We start from the raw sequence: 21,845 nt of genomic DNA, 5'->3' as shown, positions 1-21,845 counted from the left end.
GTAACGTCTTGAATATTAATTAAAAGTGAAAATATATTTTTTTATTTCTTGGGAAATAAAAATTTAATAAACAATTGATCAAAATATTTATGTAATTAAAATGTAGTTGATAACGAATTTTTAAAACTACTCATAGAAAATACTTTTTTAAAAATAACTAGTAAAAACAATAATCTAGTTAAAAGATTTAGATCATTTAAAAGCGGATCCTCTCGCAAAGATAAAGATTTTTTTTGTATAGAAGGTACCCATCTTATTGAGGAATTGCTTAAGTCTGGAAATTCTCCCTCCAAAATTTTAGTTACTGAAAAATGGCTAATAAAAAACCAAAATCTTAGCAAACAGTTTGATGAATCATTATTAACTTTGGTCTCTGAGGAGGTTTTAGCTTCTGCGATTTCAACAGTTAATCCAGATGGCATCGCAGCATTAGTAGAAATTTCATCGATACCTAATTATCAATTCAATAGTAAAGATGATTTTATTCTTGTTCTTGATAGAATTCAAGATCCTGGGAATATGGGTAATCTTTTTAGAACTGCTTTAGCTGCTGGTGTCGATGCAATTTTTTTAGCTGGAGGTGCGCACCCATTAAACCAAAAAGTATTAAGAGCATCAACTGGCGCGGTCTTTAATCTCCCATTTAAAAGATATGAGGGTACTGAAGAAGAAATAATAAATTCTTTATTAAAGTCTTTATCTGAATTATCAAATGAAGGATTTAAGATTTTTTCCACTAGTAGCTTTAATAAAAGCTCAAAAAAAACTTCAAAACCATACTGGGAAATTGATTGGACTAAGTCTACTGTCTTGATTTTGGGTAATGAAGGTCAAGGTATTCATAAGAAAATTCAAGAAGCTTTTAATGAAACAATTACAATTCCGCATAGTGAGCTTGTAGAATCATTGAATGTGGCTTGTGTTGCAGTTCCATTATTACTAGAACGAAAAAGAGTCGCATACACCTCTAATAAATAAATAAAAAGTGACTGATTCAAGTTTTGATTTCGATTTAATTGTAATAGGAGCAGGATATGGAGGTTTTGATGCCGCTAAACATGCTGCTGGCAAGGGACTGAAAGTCGCAATAGTAGAATCTTCTGATATGGGAGGTACTTGTGTTAACAAGGGTTGTGTTCCATCTAAAGCTCTTTTGGCTGCAAGTGGAAAAGTTAGAGAAATAGCTGATTATGAACATTTAGCTAAATTTGGTATTCATGCTTCTCCAGTAAGGTTCGAGAGATCAAAAATTGCAGATCATGCAAATAATTTAGTCTTAAATGTTAGAGAAAATTTAACAAAAACTCTTAAAAGAAGTGGAGTTGAAATTATTTTGGGAATTGGAAGAATTGAAGGAAATCAAAAAGTAGGTGTAAGAGATAAAAACGGAATTGATAAAATTTTTACATGTAAGAATATTGTTATAGCAACAGGTTCTTCTCCTTTTGTGCCCCGTGGAATAACTTTGGATAATAGGACCGTATTCACTAGTGATGATGCGGTTAAACTTGAGTGGCTTCCAAGATGGATAGCAATTATTGGAAGTGGATATATAGGACTAGAATTTGCTGATGTTTATACCGCGCTTGGTTGTGAAGTTACCATGATCGAGGCTTTGGAAAATATTATGCCAACATTTGATCCAGACATCACTAAAATTGCTAAGAAGAACCTTATTCAAGCAAGAGATATAGATACAAAATCAAATGTCTTTGCGACAAAAATAATACCTGGATGTCCTGTAAAAATAGAACTGACGGATGCAAAATCTAAGGAAGTTGTAGAAACTTTAGAAGTTGACGCTGTACTAGTTGCTACTGGCAGAAGTCCTAATAGTAATAACTTAAATCTTGAGTCGGTTGGTATCGAAACAGTAAAAGGGTTTATTCCTATAGATGATCAGATGAGAGTTAAGAATGGTGATGAAATAATACCTAACATTTGGGCCGTTGGAGATGTAACGGGCAAACTAATGCTTGCCCATACAGCTGCAGCGCAGGGTACTGTTGCTGTTGATAATATTTGCGGTGGTAATGTCGGAATTAACTATAAAAGTATACCTGCAGCAACCTTTACTCACCCAGAGATAAGTTCAGTTGGTCTCTCAGAAGCTGAAGCTGAGGAGATATCTGCAAAAGAAAATTTTACTTTGGGAGTTGTCAAAAGTTTCTTTAAGGCTAATTCAAAAGCATTGGCTGAATTGGAGAGTGACGGATTGCTAAAGTTGATTTTCAACAAAGATAATGGGAAAGTATTAGGTGCTCATATTTTTGGGTTACATGCAGCTGATTTAATTCAAGAAATTTCGAACGCTATTTCAAGGAACCAAGATGTAATTCAATTATCTAAAGAAGTTCATACTCATCCTACTCTTAGTGAAGTAGTTGAGGTCGCATATAAACAAGCAGCTTCTCAAATAAAATAATTTCTAAAATTAATGGAGATAAGACGCAGGCCACCAAATCCAACAGTAAGGGTAGAAAATTTAGAATATGCTGTACCTCATAGAGAAGCACAAGCAAAAAATATTCTGGAAGAAATTGTATGGCACAAAGATATTGAAATTAAGAATTTTAAAAAAATAGTCTCTTTAGAAGATCTCATCAAAAAGATTGAAAAACTTCCAACTCCCAAAGATTTTTATAAAAATATTTTGGAGTCAAAAATAAAACCAGGAGTTATTGCTGAAATAAAAAAAGCTAGTCCAAGTAAAGGAGTTATTAGAAAAGATTTTAACCCTGAAAACATAGCAATTTGTTACGAAGGATTAGGTGCATCATGTATCTCAGTACTTACCGATAAAAGGTTCTTTCAAGGTAGTTATGAAATACTCGAAACTGTAAGGAGATCAACTAATCTCCCTCTACTCTGCAAAGATTTTATTATTTCTGCTTATCAGATTTATAAAGCAAGGGTATCTGGTGCTGATGCAATATTATTAATCGCTGCGATTTTAAGTGATGACGATTTAATTTATTTAAAGAAAATAGCTGATAATTTAAAGATGAGTGTTCTTGTTGAAGTCCATAATGCAGATGAATTAGAAAGGATTCTAAAGTTAAAATCTTTTAATTTGATTGGAATAAATAATAGGGACTTAAAGACTTTTAAAACAGATTTAAAAACATCAATAGAATTGATGCATACATATGCAGATATATTTCTAAAACAAAATATTATTCCCATAAGTGAATCTGGAATTAATTGTGCCGAAGATTTAGAATCGCTTAGATCTATTGGCATCAAGGGAGTATTAATTGGTGAAACTTTTATGAGAGAAACGGATATTGAACAATCGTTCAAGAAATTATTTACCTCAATTTAATATTGACTTCAAATCGTGCTATAAAATTGAATAAACAGAGTTGTACTGAATATATATGCAGGCTGTAATTTTAACAGGTATAGTCGCAGGATTTGTTCATGTAGTTAGTGGCGCTGATCATCTAATTGCAATGGCACCAGCAGCGATTAATAATCCCCAAAAAGCTCTTAAAAATAGTTTCTCATGGGGCTTGGGACATTCTTCTGGAGTCCTCTTGTTAGCTTTTCTAGCGATTTTTATTAAGGATATTACGCCATTAAACAAATTTTCTAGTATTGCCGAATTCTTAGTTGGAATTTCACTTCTAATTGTTGGAGTATTTGCTATAAAAAATTCTTTTCAATTAAGTATCCACTCTCATTCCCATAAGCATGAGAATGGAATTGCCCATCGTCACTTTCATTTTCATGTTAAGGAACAAAAAAATAAGAATAAGCACTCACATGCTTTGACTGGTTTAGGTTTGCTACATGGTATAGCTGGAGGTTCACATTTTCTTGCAGTTCTTCCTGCTTTAGCACTACCTTTAACAAGCGCTTGCTTATATTTGATTTCATATTTGATTGGTTCACTCATAAGTATGAATCTTTTTACTTGTTTAATATCTTTTACTACCTTTAAAGCGAGTCAAAAATTTATTAAAAGATTAATAGCTGTAGCAGGAGGGCTTTCCTTTTCTTTGGGATTATTTTGGACTCAAAGAAGTGCTTCTGTTTTTTTGAATTAAAAAATTTTTTAATTTAGGAATAATTAATTTAGAGGTGAAAATCCCAATTATTTTTTCTTTATTGATTAATCCAAATTTATTACTATCTTCGCTAAATTTAATATTGTCGCCAATAACCTCAACGTTATTTTGATTTACTGACTTTATCCTTTTTATTAGTTTTTTATTTTTAACTGGATGATTAAAAATAACTATTTGCCGATTTTTAAGTATTGATTTATTCTTTTTATATTTTTTAAAAAATACAATGTCACCTTCTTTTAGGTAAGGAAACATCGATTCACCACTAATAATCGCGATTTTTCTTAAACCTAAAAAAAATAAAATAAAATCAAAAAAACTTTTGAAAATAACTCTGATTAACTAGTTTTTACAAAAGCGTCTGATCTTCCTTTTGAAGCCCAGAAAATATTATGAATTTTTTCTACATAACTCATGAGTTCTTCAGCTTGGGCTAAGTCAATATTAACTTTGCATGCACTGCATAATTTGGCCGCCTTCCAAATGGTTTCATGTAAGTCTGGATAAGTTTCTAAGTGAACTGGTTTAAAGTAATCTGTCCACAAAATTAGGATCTCTTTCTTTGTTTCTTTAGCTTGATCTTCTTTAACTGCAACATATCTAGAAAATGTATTACTGTATGTGGCCCACTCTGCTGAATCAGTGCTAGAAGGAGCTTCTAATGCAATAAGTTTTTTTGTCATTGATAAAACTGCTTCAGCTGCAACTCTCGTAGATGCTGGGTCGTAAACACCACAAGGACCATCGCAGTGAGCATGGACCGTCATTGGGGATTTTTTATCTAGAAAAGAATTGATGAATTTACTTAACATTTCAAATATTTGGTGTTGTATATATATTACTTGGAGATTAACTAAATTGAAAAGTCTTAGATATTTTTCTTACTTAATTTAATTGACTTTTAATAATTCAACTTCAAATATTAATGTCGCATTAGCAGGTATTACATTTCCAGCTCCTCTTTTCCCGTATCCAAGTTCCGGAGGTATTGTTAATTTTCTTTTGCCTCCAACTTTCATACCTGCTACACCTTCGTCCCAACCTTTTATTACTCGTCCAGCACCCAAGGGAAAGCTGAATGGAGCTCTGCCTATACTGGTATCAAATTGTGTCCCGTCTTCTAGTGTTCCTGTGTAATCTACGGTAACTGTTTGGCCAGCATTAGCCTCATCTCCTTCCCCGTTTACGATATCTGCAATAATTAGACCACTTTCTGTTGTCCTTGAATTAATGTCTATTGGTGTTTCTTCTGCCATAGCGAAAAGTATAGGATTTGGATCTGATGGGTCTAGTTCAAATAAATTATTATTTGAGACATTTGATGATTTTGCAACAGGTGTTCTTTGAACTGACTGAGTTTCTGATTCAGCAGCATTAACAACTTGAGGTGAATTAAATTGACTGAAAATAGTTAATGAAACACAAAAAACAAAAATTGCAAAACTAATAAATACTTCTTTCACTTAAATTTTGAAAGTTACTAAAACTTAGTCTACAGAATGAAGGTACAATAAATGGGTGATTATAAATTTAATTTCGTAATTTTAGATTGTTAATCCCAAATCAAATTAAAATTCTAAGACAATATTTTTACCCTAGTTTAGGAGGGATTTTAGGAGGAATTTCAGTCTCAACTCATTTTTGGCTGCTTTTTATGCCGATATCATTATTTATTTTATGGAAGGGAAGTAAAAGGAGAATATCAAATTTTTGTTGGGGTTTTTTCTTTATCTTGATAAGTCATTCTTGGCTTTATGATCTTCATCCATTGACATGGCTCGGGTTTTCATGGCTGGCAAGTTTAATAATTTCCACTTTAATATTACTATTTTGCGCTTTTTTGGGTGGGATATTAGTTTATTTATGGGGATGGTTAGTTGAAATTATTCTCTGGAAAGAGGATGTTTTCAAAATGAAAATATTATCTTTAGCAGTAAAAGTATTTTTTTTATCTTTGACTTGGGGTTTGGGTGAATTGATACTTTCTCAAACTCCTTTTTTTTGGATAGGTTTAGGAGAGAGCCTTATCCCAGGTGATATTTATCTTGCTGGTTTAGCAAGATGGATTGGTGCAAGTGGTTTATGCGTATTACAAATATTGATTGGATTTTGGATTTTTTATATTCAAGGTAGATGGGAAAGAAAACTTTACTTTAAAAAAATATTTCTTTTAGGACTTTTGGTTTTTATTTTCTTACATTTATTTGGAGGTTTAAAAACTCCAATAAAAAGAAATTATGAATATCCAGTAGCTATTTGGCAAACTAATATACCAACAAGAGAAAAATTAAAAATAAATGATCAATTTATTGAAGAAAAGCTATCTATCGCTCAAAAATATGCTATATCAAATAAAGCGAAACTTCTTGTTGCTCCTGAAGGAACTCTATCTAATAATTTTTATTTTTCTAAAGCCATTAAGGTTAATACCTTGTCTGGAGGTTTCAGAAATTCAAATAATGAGTTAAGAAGTTCTTTACTCGGATTTCAAATTGGAGATAAATCTTTTACCTCGTTTATAGATAAAAATAGACTTGTTCCAATAGGTGAAAAAATACCTAGATTTCTAGATAGTTTTTCAAAAGGATTATCTGCAGTAGGAGGAATTCAGCCAGGCTCTGATTCACGATTTTTTGATCCTAAATTTACACCGCCACTAGCAGTAGCTATATGTTACGAAATTAGTGATGGACTAGAAATAAGAAAAGCTATTAATAGCGGAGCAAAACTAATAATAACTGCAGCAAATTTAGATCCATATCCAGCTAAGCTTTATAATCAATTCCTATCTTTGGCTAGATTAAGAAGTATTGAAAATAAGAAAAATAATTTACTAGTATCAAATACCGGCCCTTCGGGCTTAGTTCAAGATGATGGAAAAATAATTAAACTTTTAGATTATGATGTTGAGAAAAATGAAATAGTGTTCCCTAATTTTTCATCCGAAAAGACTTTCTATACAAAATTTGGAGATAAACCTATTTTGTTTTTGTTTATATTGTTTTTGGGATTAAATTTCTTTTGGAAAATTAACTAATTAATCCACCACCTAATAAAATTTCTCCTTTATAAAAAACTGCAGCTTGACCGGGAGTTACCGAACTTTGACTTTCTTCAAAAATTAATTTGAATGTTGTAGTTGGATTATCAAAATTTTTCAAAGGTATTAAAGTTCCTTTTACTGGATGACTTCTATATCTGATTTGTGCTTCTACTTCTATCTCTTGTTTAGGTTCTTCGATTGAAACCCAGTTAACCTTAGTAATTATTGCTTCTCTATTAAATAAATCACTTTTATCTGCTACGTAAACTATGTTTTTTACTCTGTCTAAACTTTTTACATATAATGGATCCGGCCAAGCGATGCCCAAACCTTTTCTTTGACCAATTGTGAAGTGCTGAATACCATTGTGCGTTCCCAGGACTTTCCCATTTACATGCACAATTTCTCCTTCTTTGGGTTCAATGTGTTTGTCGATGAATCTCTGCATTGATCCATAATGCTCAACTAAACATAAATCTTGACTTTCTGGTTTTTGAGCAGTTCTAAGGCCTAATCTCAAGGCTTCCTTTCTTGTCTCTTCTTTTTTCATTTCACCAAGAGGAAATTCTAATCTGCTTAGTACTTCTTGTGAAAGAGAATAAAGAAAATAACTTTGGTCTTTGTTTTCGTCGGCACCTCTGAGAAGAAGGAAGTCCTTAAATTTAAAGCTCTTGCAATCAAGTGTTTCAGCATAAGATGATTTTTTTATCCTTGCGTAATGTCCGGTCGCAATGTGAGTAAAGTCTTTTTTGTTTACTGCGTAATTAAGCATTTCTTCAAACTTCACATTCTTGTTGCACATCGAACATGGCAGTGGAGTGAATCCTTTCTCATAGCTTTCAGTAGTTTTTTTAATTACCTCTCTTTCGAAAATTTCTCTTGAGTCTATTATTTTATGATTAATTCCCAAATCTTCACAAAGGCCAGCAGCATCCACTAATCCTTCAGAACAACAGGAGCCTTGTCCTTTTATTAGCCAAAGAGTTAGTCCCTCAACATTCCACCCTCTTTCTACAAGAAGAGCAGCTGAAAGGGAACTATCTACGCCACCAGAAAGACCTACAATAATATTTTTTTTCTTTTTAGTTTTATTATTAGAAGAAAAAAAGTTCTCTAATTTTTTATCCTTTTGTGTCTTTAACATGGAAGTTTAAATTTTTGAACAGTTCTTCAATTGCTTTGTACTAATTATGAATGAAATTGTATGGCCAACAATTGATTCTAAACATTTAATTGTTGATTCAAAGCAAATGTTGATAGTAGAGAAAGAAATGTTTTCTGATGGAATGCCACAAGAAGCATTGATGGAAAAAGCTGGTATCCAAATTAGTAGATGGCTTCTAAAAAAGAAACCTCTTCTCAAGAATGGAATAACTGTTTTTATAGGTCCTGGGCATAATGGCGGGGATGGTGCAGTGATAGCTAGAGAGCTTTTTTTGAAAGGTTTTTATGTTCAAGTATGGTGTCCATTCCCGATAAAAAAAACACTAACAAATGACCACCTTAATTATCTTACATCTATTGGTGTCACAAAATTAGTAGAGCCTCCTGATGCAAATGGGAAAGATCTTTGGATTGATGCAGTTTTTGGTAATAATCAAACAAGAAAAGTCGATGATAGATTAATTAAACTGTTTAATCAAAAATTTCATAACAAATATAGCAAGGTAATAAGTATTGATATTCCAACAGGATTATGTCCTGATAAAGGACAGCCTTTTTTAGATAAAGCTGTAAAGGCAGACTATACCTTGGCAATTGGTCTTAATAAGATTGGGTTAACTCAAGATTCTGCATTGCCTTTTATTGGAGAATTGCACCATATAGATGTTGGGGTACCTATTAGTAAACTGTCAAAAGTTGATAAAAAGATTTTTAAGGTTACTTACAAAGATTTAAAAAATATTGATTTACCTTCTTTACCAAAAAATTCCAACAAATATAAAAGAGGTAGAACATTATTAATAGCTGGAAGTGAAAAATATCCTGGCGCTGCATACTTAGCATTAAAAGGCGCGATATCAAGTGGAGCAGGTTATGTCTCCGCTGTCCTTCCTGAGGTAGTTGCTGAATCTATTTGGCAAGTTGCTCCAGAAATAGTTTTAAAGGATATTATGCAGTCTAATCAGAATGGAAATGCATCTTTATTTGGTGCATTAAAAAATATTGATTTAAGTGCATTTGATTCAGTAGCTGTCGGCCCAGGAATAGGAATTGATAATGATGATTGGCAAAAATCAAAAGACTATCTTTTGGATTATGGAGGGTTATTGATCTTGGATGCAGATGCACTTAATAGAATTTCGGAATCTAAGTTAGGGGCAAATTTCTTTTTAGAGAGAAAATTTAAAACATGGATTACACCTCATAGCAAAGAATTTCGAAGGTTATTCCCTAATATCAATTCTTCTACCAATTTAGGGCTAGCTCTTGATGCAGCAAAAGAATTTAACATTGGTATTTTATTTAAGGGAGCTAATAGCATAGTTGCTGATAGTAAAAAAGTTTGGCAACTTTTCGGAACCGATTCACAGACAGCTCGAGCTGGATTAGGTGATCTTTTATCTGGATTTATAGCAGGGAGTTCTGCGATTGATTTAACCTTTTGTAGAAACATAACAGCAGAATATTTTGCTAAATACGTACTTTTGCATTCATTTGCTGCATCAAAGTGCAAAAAAGGGTCAAATGCATCTGCTATTGGTGACGAATTGTCAAAATTAATGAGAAATAAAAAAATGAGACAAATATCTTGAAAGAAACAATTTAGGAGAGTTATTTATAGTTTTAAACACATAAGTGTACAAATATTACTTGAAATCTGAAGCGCGCATTAAATATTTGGCTTTTTCATTAAAAGTGTAGGAAAGTTTTAATACCTAAATTAGGTCAAAAAATGATTTCATCATTACCAACACAAGCAGAACCGCCTAAAAGGAGAAGCAATGATCCTATTAGCTGGTATTTGCAAAATATCGGTAGAGTTCCTTTATTAACACCTGCCGAGGAGATTGAGTTGGGTAATCAAGTCCAGAAGATGATGATTCTTACAGAAGATGGACAATTAAATGAAAAGACTAATGAATTTACAACTCAGCAAAAAAGAACAATAAAAATTGGTCGAAGAGCTAAAGAAAGAATGATGAAAGCTAATTTAAGATTAGTTGTCAGTGTTGCAAAAAAATATCAAGGTAAAGGACTGGAACTTCTTGATTTAGTACAAGAAGGTTCTCTTGGGTTGGAGAGGGCTGTTGAAAAATTTGATCCGACAAGGGGGTATAAGTTTTCTACATACGCTTTTTGGTGGATTAGACAGAGTATGACAAGAGCAATTGCTTGTCAATCAAGAACAATTCGTTTACCTGTTCACTTAAGTGAAAGGTTAGCTTCAATTAGAAAAGTTAGTAGAGATTTGGCTCATAAACTTGGTGCTATGCCCAGCAGGATTGAAATTGCAGAGGCTATGGAAATTGATGTAGAAGAATTGGATTCTGTCTTAAGACAAGCTTTATCGACAAGTAGTTTAGATGCTCCAGTAAATGGCGATGACGGCAGAAGCTTTTTAGGTGATTTAATTGCTGATAGTAATAATGAAGAACCTTTAGATCAAGTTGAACAAAAAATGCATCAAGAGCAACTTGGTAAGTGGTTAAGTCATTTGAGCGAGCAAGAACAACATGTTCTCAAATTAAGATTTGGGCTTGATGCAAATGAGAGACACACACTTGCTGAAATTGGAAGATTATTAGAAGTTTCCAGAGAAAGAGTAAGACAAGTTGAACTTAAGGCGCTAAGAAAATTAAGGAATTTAACTAGAAAATTACCTAGCAGTATTTAATCTAATCTTCTGCCCAAATATATTTGGTTAATTCTTCTGAAGGTGGTTCGGGAGCTTCAATAGCATTTTTAACTGACTCAGATATCTCTGCATCAATTTTCTTTTCAATAACTTTTAATTCTTCTTCCGTTGCGAATTTACCGTCAATAATTTCTTTGGCTAATTTCTTAATGGGATCTCTTTTCCCCCAAAACTCCTTCTCTTTTTCAGACCTTAATTCATCTGGATCTGCAAGAGAATGGCCTCTGTATCTATAAGTCAAACATTCTAAGAGTGTGGGACCTTCTCCTGCTCTAGCTCGCTCAATTGCTCTTTGTGCTGCTCCTCTCACTGCTAACACATCCATTCCATCAACTTCCTCGCCGTGCATACCAAAAGCAGACGCTTTTCTCCAGATTTCTGGGTTACTAGTAGCTCTATCATGAGCCATACCAATAGCCCATTTATTATTTTCAACAACAAAAATTATGGGTAATTTCCATAACTGGGCCATATTTAAACATTCAAAAAACTGCCCATTATTGCAAGTCCCATCCCCAAAGAATGCTGCAGTTACCGCATCACTATCACTATTACCAGCAACTTCTTTTTTGTATTTACTTGAAAAGGCTGCCCCTAAGGCAACTGGAATTCCCTCTCCAATAAATGCATATCCTCCTAGTAAGTGATGCTCTCTTGAAAATAAATGCATGGATCCACCTCGGCCTTTACTACATCCAGTAGCTTTACCAAAAAGTTCACTCATTACTTCAAATGAGGGAACCCCCGCACTTAGTGCATGAACATGATCGCGATAGGTACTACAAAACCAATCATGTTTCTTTTTCATAGCGCCAATTACTCCGGTGCTTATAGCCTCTTGACCGTTATATAAATGGACGAAACCAAACATTTTCCCCCTGTAATACATTTCTGCACACTTATCTTCAAACCTACGACCAAGCGTCATGTCTTCATAAAGAAATAATCCAGTTGCTCGATCTAATTCGGCTTTTTTTATGTCTTGAAGATTTGAGATTCTCTCTACATGTGTTTCCAAGAATAATACCTTAACGAAGTTTTGATTTGTTAACATTCTAAGCTGTGAAGGTCGATTTTCATGATTTTTTTTAATAACTCTGTAAGACCATGTGAAAAAATTTTTTAACTTGATAAAATTTGTCTAAGAATTTTCAATAGGATATTTGCTTGGAACTTCCTTTAGATCATTTTCGTTTAATTGGCGTAAGCCCCTCTGCAACTTCTGAGGAAATTTTAAGGGCGTTTCAATTGCGGTTAGATAAAACACCCGATGAAGGCTTTACTTATGAAGTTTTAACTCAAAGATCTGAGTTGCTTCGCCTCACTGCCGATCTACTTACAGATCCAGAAAGCAGAAGAGAATACGAAAACTTGTTATTAAATGGGAATTCTGGATTGGATTTTTCCTCAAATAGAGAAGTAGCAGGATTAATACTACTTTGGGAATCAGGTTCAGCAAAAGAAGCTTTTAAAATCACGAGAAAAGCATTGCAGCCCCCGCAAACTCCTGCTTTAGGAAGTAGTAGAGAAGCTGATTTAACATTATTGGCTGCTTTAACAGCTAGAGATTCTGCAATTCAAGAACAACAACTAAGATCCTATTCGAATGCCGCAGATTTTTTACATGAAGGTATACATCTTCTACAAAGAATGGGAAAGCTTGAGAATAGAAGAAAAGAACTTGAAGAGGACTTGCTTGCTTTGCTTCCTTTCAGAATCCTAGATCTACTTAGTAGGGATCTAAATGATCAAGAGTCTCATAAAAAAGGGTTAAGTATGTTGGAAAATTTAATAATCAAAAGAGGTGGTTTAGAAGGTGATAATAAATCTGTATATAAAGATTATTTAAATCAGCAAGATTTTGAAGCTTTTTTTCAACAAATTAAGCCATTCTTGACGGTGCAAGAACAGATTGATTTGTTTATTGAATTACAAAAAAGAGGATCATTAGAAGCAGGATTTTTAGCTTTTCTATCCTTAACAGCTATTGGTTTTTCTAGAAGAAAGCCAGAAAAATTATTTGAAGCGAGGAGAATTTTAAAGAAACTAAATTTATCCGGTCTTGATTCAATGCCTTTAATTGGTTGTTTAGATTTGCTTTTAGCTGATATTGACCAGGCCTCTGCAAGGTTTTCAAGTAGTTCTGATGAAAATTTACAAGATTGGCTTAATAATTATCCTGGTAATAAGTTAGAAGCGATTTGTACTTACTGTAAAAATTGGCTACAGAATGATGTTTTAGTTGGGTATAGAGACATTGACTCAAAAGACGTGGATTTAGATTCTTGGTTTGAAGATAGGGAAATTCAAGAATTTATTGAAAAATTAGAAAAGAAATCAAATAGAATTGCAATTAGGTCAAATTTTCAAAACCAACAGGTTGAGAAGGAAACCTCTACAAAAACGACTGAAGATTTTGATAATTTGTTGGGTAATATTGATGAAAGGAGATTACCTTGGCCTGGTGGTATAAAACAAGATTATGAAAATGCTGAGATTAAAGAAAACGAATTCAATGAGGAATACTTTAAGAAAAAACCAATAGAGTTTTATAATTTTTTAATTGAAAAAATTGCAGAATTAAAGTTTAGTTTTGGGGAATTTTTGAATGATAAAAAGATTATTTATCAGTCGCCTTATTTAGTTTATATTTATGCATTTTTGATCTTATTTGCATTTGGCATTGGGATTGGATTTTTAAGAAATAATTTTAAAAAATCAATTCAGGAGGAAGTTATTGCTGAAAAACCTTTAATTTCCAAAGATAAAAATCAAAAGATTAGTGAGAAAAATATTATTCAAGAAATAAAAAAAAATCCTTCAAGTAAATTGAATTCTATTCCTGAGAAGTCTACTTCAATTATTTCCTATGAATTCAAAGAACTTAATTCCCCTTCACCTTCTCTTGAAGATATTAGGAATTTAATTAATGGATGGCTTCTAAGCAAAAGCAATTACTTGGCGGGAAAGAGTGAAATTAATCTTTCAAAGATTGTTAGTAAAGGTTTGATTGATCGAACAATAGAAGAGAGAGAAAACGATATCAAGAAGGGAATTTATAAAGAAATTAATTCCCAAATACGTAAGATTGATTTGGAATCACAAACTTCATCGCGGATTGTTGTTTTGGTTGAATTAAATTATCTAGAGAGAATAGTAAAAAATTCTGGCGAATTTGTTAATGAAACATCCTTGACTCCCCTTAAAGTTAGATATATTTTAGGGTTTTCAAATAAATCATGGAAATTGGTTGATTTCGTGAGCGGCTTGTAATTACAAACTTCAAGATCATCTATAATAATTAAAATTACTTTTTAATAATGTTTGATGAACTCTCGTCACGCTTTGAAGACGCAGTAAAGGGTTTAAGAGGCGAAGCAAAAATTAGTGAAAATAATATTAACGATGCCTTGAAGGAGGTAAAAAGAGCACTCCTTGATGCAGATGTAAGTTTGTCCGTAGTTAAAGAGTTTATAACAGATGTTAAAGATAAAGCTATTGGAGAAGAAGTAGTTAGAGGTGTAAACCCTGGTCAAAAATTTATAGAAGTTGTAAATAAAGAATTGATTAAAATTATGGGGAATGAAAATTCTCCATTAAACGAAAATGAAAATAGTCCTACAGTCATTTTGATGGCTGGACTTCAGGGAGCGGGTAAAACAACTGCAACAGGAAAATTAGGACTTTATTTAAAGGAAAAAGATAAAAAAGTTCTTTTGGTTGCTGCAGATATTTATCGACCAGCTGCTGTAGAGCAGCTTAAAACATTGGGAAGTCAATATGAATTAGAAGTTTTTTCAGCTAAAGAAAAAAATAGCAAACCAGAAGAAATAGCAAAGGAAGCATTGAATTTTGCTAACGAAAATGATTTTAATTCGATAATTATTGATACCGCAGGAAGACTACAAATTGATGATTCCATGATGAGTGAAATGGTTCGAATAAAAGAAGTTTCTAATCCTGATGAGGTTTTGCTTGTTGTTGATTCAATGATTGGGCAAGAAGCTGCAGACTTAACAAAGTCATTTCATGAAAAAGTAGGAATCACAGGGGCGATATTAACTAAGTTGGATGGTGACTCAAGAGGCGGAGCTGCTTTATCAATAAGAAAAATAAGTGGTAAACCAATCAAATTTATAGGTGTAGGTGAAAAAATAGAAGCTCTTCAACCATTTCATCCAGAGAGAATGGCTAGCAGAATTTTAGGGATGGGCGATGTATTGACACTTGTTGAAAAAGCACAAAAAGAAGTTGAACTTGCTGATGCAGAAGCGATGCAAAAGAAACTTCAAGAAGCGACTTTCGACTTTAATGATTTTGTAAAGCAAATGAGATTAATTAAAAGAATGGGTTCACTTGGTGGATTGATTAAATTGATTCCTGGAATGAATAAAATAGATGATGGGATGATAAAAGATGGAGAAGATCAACTTAAGAAAATAGAATCTATGATCTCGTCAATGACTCTTGAGGAGAAACAAAAACCCGAAGTTCTTGCCGCTCAACCTTCAAGAAGACAAAGGATCGCCCAAGGTAGCGGCTATGAAGCAAAGGATGTAGATAAAGTATTAGCTGATTTTCAAAGAATGAGAGGTTTTATGAAACAAATGTCTAATGGAGGAATGCCAGGAATGGGAGGAATGCCAGGAATGGGAGGAATGCCAGGAATGGGAGGAATGCCAGGAATGGGAGGAATGCCAGGAATGGGAGGAATGCCAGGAATGGGAGGTGTGAGTGGTAACAAGCCAATGAAAAAACAAAAAAATAATAAAAAGAAAAAAGGTTTTGCCGATTTATAGTTTCTATATTTTTACCTTTAAATGATATTATTATAAAAAATGCATTAATTTAAGATGATTAAATTGCGCCTTAAGCGCTTTGGAAAGAAAAAAGAGGCAAGTTTCAGAATTGTTGCATGCAATAGTACTTCCAGAAGAGATGGTAGACCTCTACAAGAACTAGGTTTTTATAATCCAAGAACTAAGGAAACCAGGCTTGACACAGAAGCTTTAAGAACAAGACTTACTCAAGGTGCTCAGCCAACTAATGTTGTGAGAACTTTATTAGAAAAGGGAGGGTTATTAGAAAAAACAGAAAGACCCTCTATCGCAATTGGTAAAGCAAGGTTAGAGAAGGAAAAATTAGCTAAGGCTAAAACTAAAGATGGAGACAATGATAGTAGTAAAGCTGAAAGCGAGAGCAATGAAGCTGAAACCTAGTGATTTGATAAATTTTTATTCTTATTCAATAACTAGATGAGGGAAGTTTCCAAAACTGGTCACTTCACAATAGATTTGCCAAGCTCTGATGCTGCCACAGCATTATCTGGTCCTGGGAATTCTTTTTTAAAAAAGTTTGAGTCACTCACAGGTGTATCACTAACTATTAGAGGTTTACAACTTGAGATGAACGGTGTCATATCTAAAATTGAGAGAGCCTCAGCATTGGTAGAACTTACAAGACCAATTTGGGAACAAGGGTTAGAGGTACCAGAGGTAGATCTTAAAGCTGCTTTAAGTTCTTTAAATATGGGCGAATCGTCTTCGCATGCTGAACTTGGAAAAAAAATTCTTGCGCGTTCCAAAGAAGGAAGATTTTTAAGACCAAGAACTATAAGGCAAAAAGAATATGTTGAATCCATTGAAAACTTTGATCTTACATTCGCAATTGGCCCAGCTGGTACTGGTAAGACATTTTTAGCAACTGTTTGCGCGGCAAGGCTATTGAACGAGAAAAAAATTGAAAAAATTGTTTTAACCAGACCTGCTGTAGAAGCTGGTGAAAGTTTGGGATTTCTACCTGGTGATTTGCAACAAAAAGTAGATCCATATTTAAGACCGTTATATGATTCTTTACATAGTATTTTCGGGTTTGATAGGACAAATTCTTTAATTGATAAGGGAATTATTGAAGTTGCTCCTTTGGCATTTATGAGAGGAAGAACTTTAGACAATTCTTTGATTATCTTGGATGAAGCACAAAATACTACTTGCTCTCAAATGAGAATGTTTTTGACCAGATTAGGAGAGAGATCAAAAATGGTTGTAAACGGAGATATTACACAAATTGATTTAAAAAAAGATCAGGAAAGCGGCCTCATTGAAGCATCGAGAATTTTCTCTGAAACTGAAGGTATAAAATTTTGTTATTTAAATATTGAAGATGTAGTTCGTCATCCTTTAGTTCAGAAAATTATTGAGGCTTATCAATAACTTTATAACTCTGGAGATCCGTACCCTGAAATTTTAAAAATCAAGTAGAATATACTCATATTTAATAAAAAAAATGCCAGCAAGTAGTAATTTCAATCAAGCTATTCGTGAAGCACAAACAAGTTCAATTGTTGGACCTAATGTTGTTCAAAAAGCTCTACCTTATGTAGGTGGAGGTATGGTTCTTACTTCTTTAGGGGTTTTAGCAGGTGTCTCACTCATAGCAACAAATCCTGGGCTTTTTCAGCCTCTTTCAATAGTTGCATTAATTGCTGAATTGATTTTGTTTTTTATAGCCACAAGTGCTGCAAATAATGCAAATAATGCGAAGGCCCTACCCCTTTTGACAGGATTTAGTCTGTTAACTGGGTTTACCTTAAGTGGAATAGTTGCTTTAGCAATAGGAACAATTGGTATTGGTTCGGTTGGAACAGCTGCTTTAGCCACAGGTATAACTTTCGTTATCGCCTCTTACACTGGCCAAAGAATGAGTGATAGTGTTGGTCAAGCACTAAGCGGAGTAGTTGGTCTTGGATTGATAGGTCTCCTCATAGCAATGTTTGTCCAATTAATTGGAGGATTCTTTGCCCCAGGTGTTTTTGGAGGTTCAGGACTCGAATTGATAATTGCAGGATTTGGAACTGTCTTATTTGTTGCAATGTCTTTCGTTGATTTCTATACAATGCCAAGAAGATATAATGATGATCAATACCTTGCAGGAGCTTTGGGTATGTACCTAACTTATATAAATCTTTTTGTTTTTATATTGAGATTAATGATTGCATTACAAGGCGGTGGAAGAAGAGACTAAACACATTAAGTAAATAACTAATCTAAAGCGTAGACTTGTTTCTACGCTTTTTTAATGGGCGATATCAAGAATTTGTTTTTTTATAAATTCCTTTTGCTCTGAATCATACTTTACTGAATTATCAAAACTATTGCCCATATCATCTAAGTCTCTAAGGACTTGATTGACAGACTTTGTAACTGACTTAGTTTCTAGCAGTCTTAAAATAGCCTTACATCTATCTGAAATGTTTTCTGATGATATCTCATATTCATGATTATTATCTCTTCGATGAATAATAATTTGAGCGGAACTCATTATTAAATTTTTTACTACTATTTCTGTTACAGCATCACCAACTTCGTTCAGTTTGTAAATTAGTGAAAAAGGAAGTTTATCTAACAAAAAACAATCTTTATCTGATAAAGCGTATGCAAAAAATCCTCTAAGTCCATTTCTTGTTTTAGTTAGCTCTCCGATTCTATCTGCTAAAACCTCTTCACTGAGTAAATCTTCACCCCACTCTTTGCACCATTGTGCGGATATGTTTATTGCTTGCGTGAACGAAGCTTCTTTAAAATTTATGGTTTTTTTTTCCATTTTTGATCAGAATTTTATTATTGATGCATTAAAAGTCTTTGGCCAATTATAGATCTGGGTTTGTAACTTTACTAGGAAGGCCAAATGTTGGTAAATCTACTTTAATAAATAAATTGATTGGAGAAAAAATAACAATTACTTCTCCAATAGCGCAAACTACTAGAAATAAATTAAAAGGAATACTTACTACAGACAATGGACAAATAATTTTTGTTGATACCCCAGGTGTTCATAAACCTCATCATCGACTTGGTGAGATATTAGTAAAAAACGCAAAATCTGCAATTAATGGAGTTGATATGGTGATTTTTGTAATTGATTCAAGTGAAGAACCTGGTAGAGGTGATGAATATATTTTGAACTTTCTAATCTCAAATAAAACTGAGTTTATTGTGGCATTAAATAAGTGGGATTTGGTTAATAAAGAATTTAGGAATTTAAGATTAGATCAATATAGAAGATTTTTTGGAATTAATAGAAACTTTCAAATTGTAAGTGCTTCTCAAGGAGAGGGATGTTCTGAACTAGTCGATATGGCACTTAATTTTCTTCCAGAGGGACCAAAACTTTATGGCGAAGAGACGATTTGCGACCAACCATTAGATAACTTATTATCTGATTTAGTGAGAGAGCAGGTATTAAAAAATACAAGAGAAGAGGTACCTCATAGTGTGGCAGTAAAGATAGAAAAGATGGAGGAAATGAAAAGAAAAAATGGCAAAGTTTTTACAGCTATTTTGGCTACTATTATTGTTGAAAGATCAACTCAAAAAGGCATTCTTATTGGAAAGAAAGGTTCAATGTTAAAAATGATTGGTCAGTCAGCAAGAGCAAATATGTCAAAATTAATTGATTGTCCAGTTCACTTAGAGTTGTTTGTGAAAGTTATTCCAAATTGGAGAAAAAAAGAATCAAGGTTAATTGAGTTTGGTTATGAGGAAGATTTCTAGATGAGTGGTTTTAATTTTGATGTAATTACATTATTCCCTAAAGCTTTTGAATTGATAAATAATTTAGGGGTCATAACAAAAGCTCTAGATAAGAATTTGATCGATTTAAATTTACATGATTTGAGAGAATATGGAGAAGGTTCTTACAGACAAGTAGACGATAAGCCTTATGGAGGAGGAGCAGGTATGGTATTAAAACCTGAACCTATTTATAAGGCATATGAATCAATTAGAAAATTACCCAAAAGTAAAACTTTGCTGATGACCCCACAGGGTAAAGTACTAAAGCAAAAGGATCTTGCGAGATGGTCCACTTTGGATCAAATAATAATTATTTGTGGTCAATATGAAGGTTTTGATGAAAGGATTAGATGTTTAGCTGATGAAGAGATATCGATAGGCGATTATGTACTTTCTGGAGGTGAAATACCCGCTATATCAATAATTAATGGTTTGACTAGATTATTACCAGGAACTCTTGGTGATCCAGATTCCTTAGTAGATGAGAGTCATAATTCTTCTTTATTAGAATATCCTCAATACACAAGGCCGATAACTTTTAAAGATATGAAAGTGCCAGATATTCTAGTGAGCGGTAATCATGAAGAGATTAAATCGTGGAGAAGAAGAAAAAGTTTTGAAAGAACATTGGAGAGAAGAAGTGACTTAATTTCAAATGAAAACTACAAAAAATCCCCACAAAGTAAGAGAATAATAAAAGAAAATAATCAATTCATGAAATTTAGAATAGGCAATGGATACGATATTCACAGACTTGTAGAGGATAGAGATTTAATTATTGGAGGTGTAAAATTACATCACCCTGAAAGTTTAGGATTGGATGGGCATAGTGATGCTGATGTTTTAAGTCACTCAATAATGGATGCTTTATTGGGAGCTCTTTCGTTGGGCGACATAGGAAAGTATTTCCCCCCATCTGATGAAAAATGGAAAAATGCTGATAGCTTGTTTTTGTTATCAAAAGTAATTGACTTAATAAGACAAGATGGTTGGGAAATAAATAATATTGATAGCGTTCTTGTTGCTGAAAGGCCAAAAATCATGCCACATATAAAACTAATGAAAAAAAATATTTCTGAAATTTTAAATATTGATGAAAATTTAATTGGGATTAAAGCAACTACGAATGAAAAATTGGGTCCAGAGGGGAGAGAAGAGGGTATAAGTTGCCATTCAGTAGTTCTTCTTGAAAAAAAATGAGATTTAATTTAAATTTGAAAAAAAAAATTCAAGGATTTTGTCTATCATTAATTTGCTTAGTAGTTTTAACTGTTCAATCTGATATTCCCAATTTAAGAGCTCTTACAATGGATAATTTTCAAAGTGAAATGGTTACAGAAGAATTAAGACTTAAAGTACCTGCTGACGTAAAAGCAGCTTGGCTTAATGCGGAAAAAGAAATATGGGAGCCATGGTTATCTTCTCAAGATGGTTTTTTGGGTAGACAATTATTTTGGGATAAAGAAAAAGAAGAAGCTTTAATATTAGTAAATTGGAAAAGTAAGAAATTATGGAAAAGCATACCAATGTCAGAAGTAAATGTAGTTCAACAAAAATTTGAAGATAATGTTAAAGCTGCTCTAAATGTAGGCGATAATCCTTTTGAATTGATTTATGAGGGAGAATTAGATAAACAAAGATGAATTTTGATATCAAGTTTGATTTTCAAAGAAGAGATAGGCTTGGACTCATTGAGGCTATTTGGGGTCAAGATAAGAGTATCGACCAATTAGAAAGATTATGTGGAAATGTATTAAGTAAAAATGAGGTTGTTTTTATTACTAGGATTAATAGTGAAAAGGCTAATTATCTTTTAGATTTGTATGATGATGCACGATTCCATGAAGAAGCAAATTGCCTACTAATTGGGAAAAATTTTAATAAAATAATTACGAATAAAAAAGTTGCCATAATTTCAGGCGGCTCAAGCGATTTGGCCGTAACACTTGAAGCACAATTAGCGCTCGAAATTTATGGAGTGAATTGTCAATCTTTTATAGATGTTGGAGTGGCTGGACTTCATCGATTGATGAGTCAGTTAGAAGAAATTAATAAATATGATGTATTAATAGTTTGTGCTGGAATGGAAGGAGCTTTGGCAACAGTTGTGGGCGGATTGTTGGCTCAACCGATAATTGCAGTACCTGTCTCAGTAGGATACGGAGTCAGCAAGGATGGAGAAACTGCTTTAAATAGTATGTTATCTAGCTGTTCTCCAGGTATTGCAGTTATGAATATAGATAATGGATACGGAGCAGCAATGGCCGCTCTGAGAATAATTAAAAGTATTTCCTAAA

General features: G+C 33.1%; 22 protein-coding genes. 16 read left to right on the top strand and 6 right to left on the bottom strand.

The window, feature by feature from the left end; all coding sequences use genetic code 11:
* The first annotated feature begins 132 nt into the window (after nt 1-132).
* From SIB45_RS00570 to SIB45_RS00555, 4 genes are read left to right on the top strand one after another with little or no spacing between them, the layout of a single operon-like run.
* Nucleotides 133-978 carry an RNA methyltransferase gene (locus SIB45_RS00570; RefSeq protein ID WP_343287544.1) on the top strand — a complete coding sequence of 282 codons (846 nt, stop codon included), beginning with the start codon at nt 133-135 and terminating at the stop codon, nt 976-978.
* A gap of 7 nt (nt 979-985) precedes the next feature.
* The gene (lpdA, locus tag SIB45_RS00565; protein ID WP_011863413.1) at nt 986-2,425 is read left to right on the top strand and encodes a dihydrolipoyl dehydrogenase; all 1,440 of its coding nucleotides are present in this window, start codon (nt 986-988) and stop codon (nt 2,423-2,425) included.
* Nucleotides 2,426-2,437: 12 nt separating this feature from the next.
* Nucleotides 2,438-3,325, top strand: a complete 888-nt coding sequence (gene trpC / locus SIB45_RS00560; protein WP_011863412.1) for an indole-3-glycerol phosphate synthase TrpC — start codon at nt 2,438-2,440, stop codon at nt 3,323-3,325.
* Between the two features lie 55 nt (nt 3,326-3,380).
* Nucleotides 3,381-4,052 carry a hydantoin utilization protein A gene (locus SIB45_RS00555; protein ID WP_413682132.1) on the top strand — a complete coding sequence of 224 codons (672 nt, stop codon included), beginning with the start codon at nt 3,381-3,383 and terminating at the stop codon, nt 4,050-4,052.
* Here SIB45_RS00555 and sodX read toward each other — a convergent pair.
* The 3 genes from sodX to SIB45_RS00540 all read right to left on the bottom strand — a co-directional run bounded on the left by sodX (nt 4,011) and on the right by SIB45_RS00540 (nt 5,536).
* Entirely contained in the window at nt 4,011-4,352 is a 342-nt protein-coding gene (gene sodX, locus SIB45_RS00550) for a nickel-type superoxide dismutase maturation protease (protein WP_413682148.1), read from the bottom strand. The two genes, SIB45_RS00555 and sodX, sit on opposite strands and share 42 nt — an antisense overlap.
* 59 nt (nt 4,353-4,411) lie before the next feature.
* Nucleotides 4,412-4,885 (bottom strand): superoxide dismutase, Ni, encoded by a 474-nt coding sequence (gene sodN, locus SIB45_RS00545; protein ID WP_011863409.1) that lies wholly within the window; start codon nt 4,883-4,885, stop codon nt 4,412-4,414.
* Between the two features lie 78 nt (nt 4,886-4,963).
* Nucleotides 4,964-5,536, bottom strand: a complete 573-nt coding sequence (locus SIB45_RS00540; RefSeq protein WP_011863408.1) for an FKBP-type peptidyl-prolyl cis-trans isomerase — start codon at nt 5,534-5,536, stop codon at nt 4,964-4,966.
* A gap of 269 nt (nt 5,537-5,805) precedes the next feature.
* Here SIB45_RS00540 and SIB45_RS00535 point away from each other — a divergent pair, with 269 nt between their 5' ends.
* Complete coding sequence (locus tag SIB45_RS00535; RefSeq protein WP_225866350.1) at nt 5,806-7,110, top strand: acyltransferase; 1,305 nt, start codon at nt 5,806-5,808, stop codon at nt 7,108-7,110.
* Here the strand turns inward: SIB45_RS00535 and mnmA are convergent.
* The gene (mnmA, locus tag SIB45_RS00530) at nt 7,103-8,260 is read right to left on the bottom strand and encodes a tRNA 2-thiouridine(34) synthase MnmA (protein WP_011863406.1); all 1,158 of its coding nucleotides are present in this window, start codon (nt 8,258-8,260) and stop codon (nt 7,103-7,105) included. The genes SIB45_RS00535 and mnmA overlap by 8 nt on opposite strands.
* 46 nt (nt 8,261-8,306) lie before the next feature.
* On the opposite strand from mnmA, the gene SIB45_RS00525 reads away from it, so the two are divergent.
* Together SIB45_RS00525 and SIB45_RS00520 are read left to right on the top strand one after the other, a co-directional pair.
* Nucleotides 8,307-9,872, top strand: coding sequence for a bifunctional ADP-dependent NAD(P)H-hydrate dehydratase/NAD(P)H-hydrate epimerase (locus SIB45_RS00525; RefSeq protein WP_011863405.1), 1,566 nt, complete (start codon nt 8,307-8,309; stop codon nt 9,870-9,872).
* 140 nt (nt 9,873-10,012) lie between these two features.
* Nucleotides 10,013-10,954 carry an RpoD/SigA family RNA polymerase sigma factor gene (locus SIB45_RS00520; protein WP_011863404.1) on the top strand — a complete coding sequence of 314 codons (942 nt, stop codon included), beginning with the start codon at nt 10,013-10,015 and terminating at the stop codon, nt 10,952-10,954.
* Nucleotide 10,955: 1 nt separating this feature from the next.
* On the opposite strand, the gene pdhA is transcribed toward SIB45_RS00520, so the two are convergent.
* Nucleotides 10,956-12,029: a pyruvate dehydrogenase (acetyl-transferring) E1 component subunit alpha gene (pdhA, locus tag SIB45_RS00515; protein ID WP_011863403.1), complete on the bottom strand. Its 1,074-nt coding sequence runs from the start codon at nt 12,027-12,029 to the stop codon at nt 10,956-10,958.
* A gap of 113 nt (nt 12,030-12,142) precedes the next feature.
* Between pdhA and SIB45_RS00510 the strand changes: the two genes are divergently transcribed.
* The 5 genes from SIB45_RS00510 to SIB45_RS00490 all read left to right on the top strand — a co-directional run bounded on the left by SIB45_RS00510 (nt 12,143) and on the right by SIB45_RS00490 (nt 17,998).
* Nucleotides 12,143-14,248: an IMS domain-containing protein gene (locus tag SIB45_RS00510; protein WP_011863402.1), complete on the top strand. Its 2,106-nt coding sequence runs from the start codon at nt 12,143-12,145 to the stop codon at nt 14,246-14,248.
* A gap of 47 nt (nt 14,249-14,295) precedes the next feature.
* A complete protein-coding gene (ffh, locus tag SIB45_RS00505; protein ID WP_011863401.1) occupies nt 14,296-15,774 on the top strand; it encodes a signal recognition particle protein in 1,479 nt (492 codons plus the stop codon).
* Nucleotides 15,775-15,828: 54 nt separating this feature from the next.
* Complete coding sequence (gene rpsP / locus SIB45_RS00500) at nt 15,829-16,194, top strand: 30S ribosomal protein S16 (protein ID WP_011863400.1); 366 nt, start codon at nt 15,829-15,831, stop codon at nt 16,192-16,194.
* A gap of 36 nt (nt 16,195-16,230) precedes the next feature.
* A complete protein-coding gene (locus tag SIB45_RS00495) occupies nt 16,231-17,187 on the top strand; it encodes a PhoH family protein (protein WP_011863399.1) in 957 nt (318 codons plus the stop codon).
* 73 nt (nt 17,188-17,260) lie between these two features.
* Nucleotides 17,261-17,998 (top strand): Bax inhibitor-1 family protein, encoded by a 738-nt coding sequence (locus tag SIB45_RS00490; RefSeq protein ID WP_011818901.1) that lies wholly within the window; start codon nt 17,261-17,263, stop codon nt 17,996-17,998.
* Nucleotides 17,999-18,049: 51 nt separating this feature from the next.
* Here SIB45_RS00490 and SIB45_RS00485 read toward each other — a convergent pair whose 3' ends face one another.
* Nucleotides 18,050-18,577 carry a hypothetical protein gene (locus SIB45_RS00485; RefSeq protein WP_011863398.1) on the bottom strand — a complete coding sequence of 176 codons (528 nt, stop codon included), beginning with the start codon at nt 18,575-18,577 and terminating at the stop codon, nt 18,050-18,052.
* Between the two features lie 38 nt (nt 18,578-18,615).
* Between SIB45_RS00485 and era the strand changes: the two genes are divergently transcribed.
* The 4 genes from era to larB are packed head-to-tail and all read left to right on the top strand — an operon-like array spanning nt 18,616 to nt 21,844.
* A complete protein-coding gene (era, locus tag SIB45_RS00480) occupies nt 18,616-19,527 on the top strand; it encodes a GTPase Era (protein WP_011863397.1) in 912 nt (303 codons plus the stop codon).
* Complete coding sequence (gene trmD / locus SIB45_RS00475) at nt 19,528-20,748, top strand: tRNA (guanosine(37)-N1)-methyltransferase TrmD (RefSeq protein ID WP_011863396.1); 1,221 nt, start codon at nt 19,528-19,530, stop codon at nt 20,746-20,748. It abuts the gene before it with no gap.
* Nucleotides 20,745-21,191 (top strand): TIGR03792 family protein, encoded by a 447-nt coding sequence (locus SIB45_RS00470; RefSeq protein WP_011863395.1) that lies wholly within the window; start codon nt 20,745-20,747, stop codon nt 21,189-21,191. Before trmD ends, SIB45_RS00470 begins: the two co-directional genes overlap by 4 nt.
* A complete protein-coding gene (gene larB, locus SIB45_RS00465) occupies nt 21,188-21,844 on the top strand; it encodes a nickel pincer cofactor biosynthesis protein LarB (RefSeq protein ID WP_011863394.1) in 657 nt (218 codons plus the stop codon). The genes SIB45_RS00470 and larB overlap by 4 nt, the downstream gene beginning before the upstream one ends.
* The last annotated feature ends 1 nt before the right edge of the window (nt 21,845 follow it).

Origin of the sequence: Prochlorococcus sp. MIT 1304 (assembly GCF_047305015.1) — a bacterium.
GTDB lineage: Bacteria > Cyanobacteriota > Cyanobacteriia > PCC-6307 > Cyanobiaceae > Prochlorococcus_A > Prochlorococcus_A marinus_E.
The sequence above is the reverse complement of the archived record's forward strand: the minus strand, read 5'-3'. Positions and strand labels throughout refer to the sequence as shown.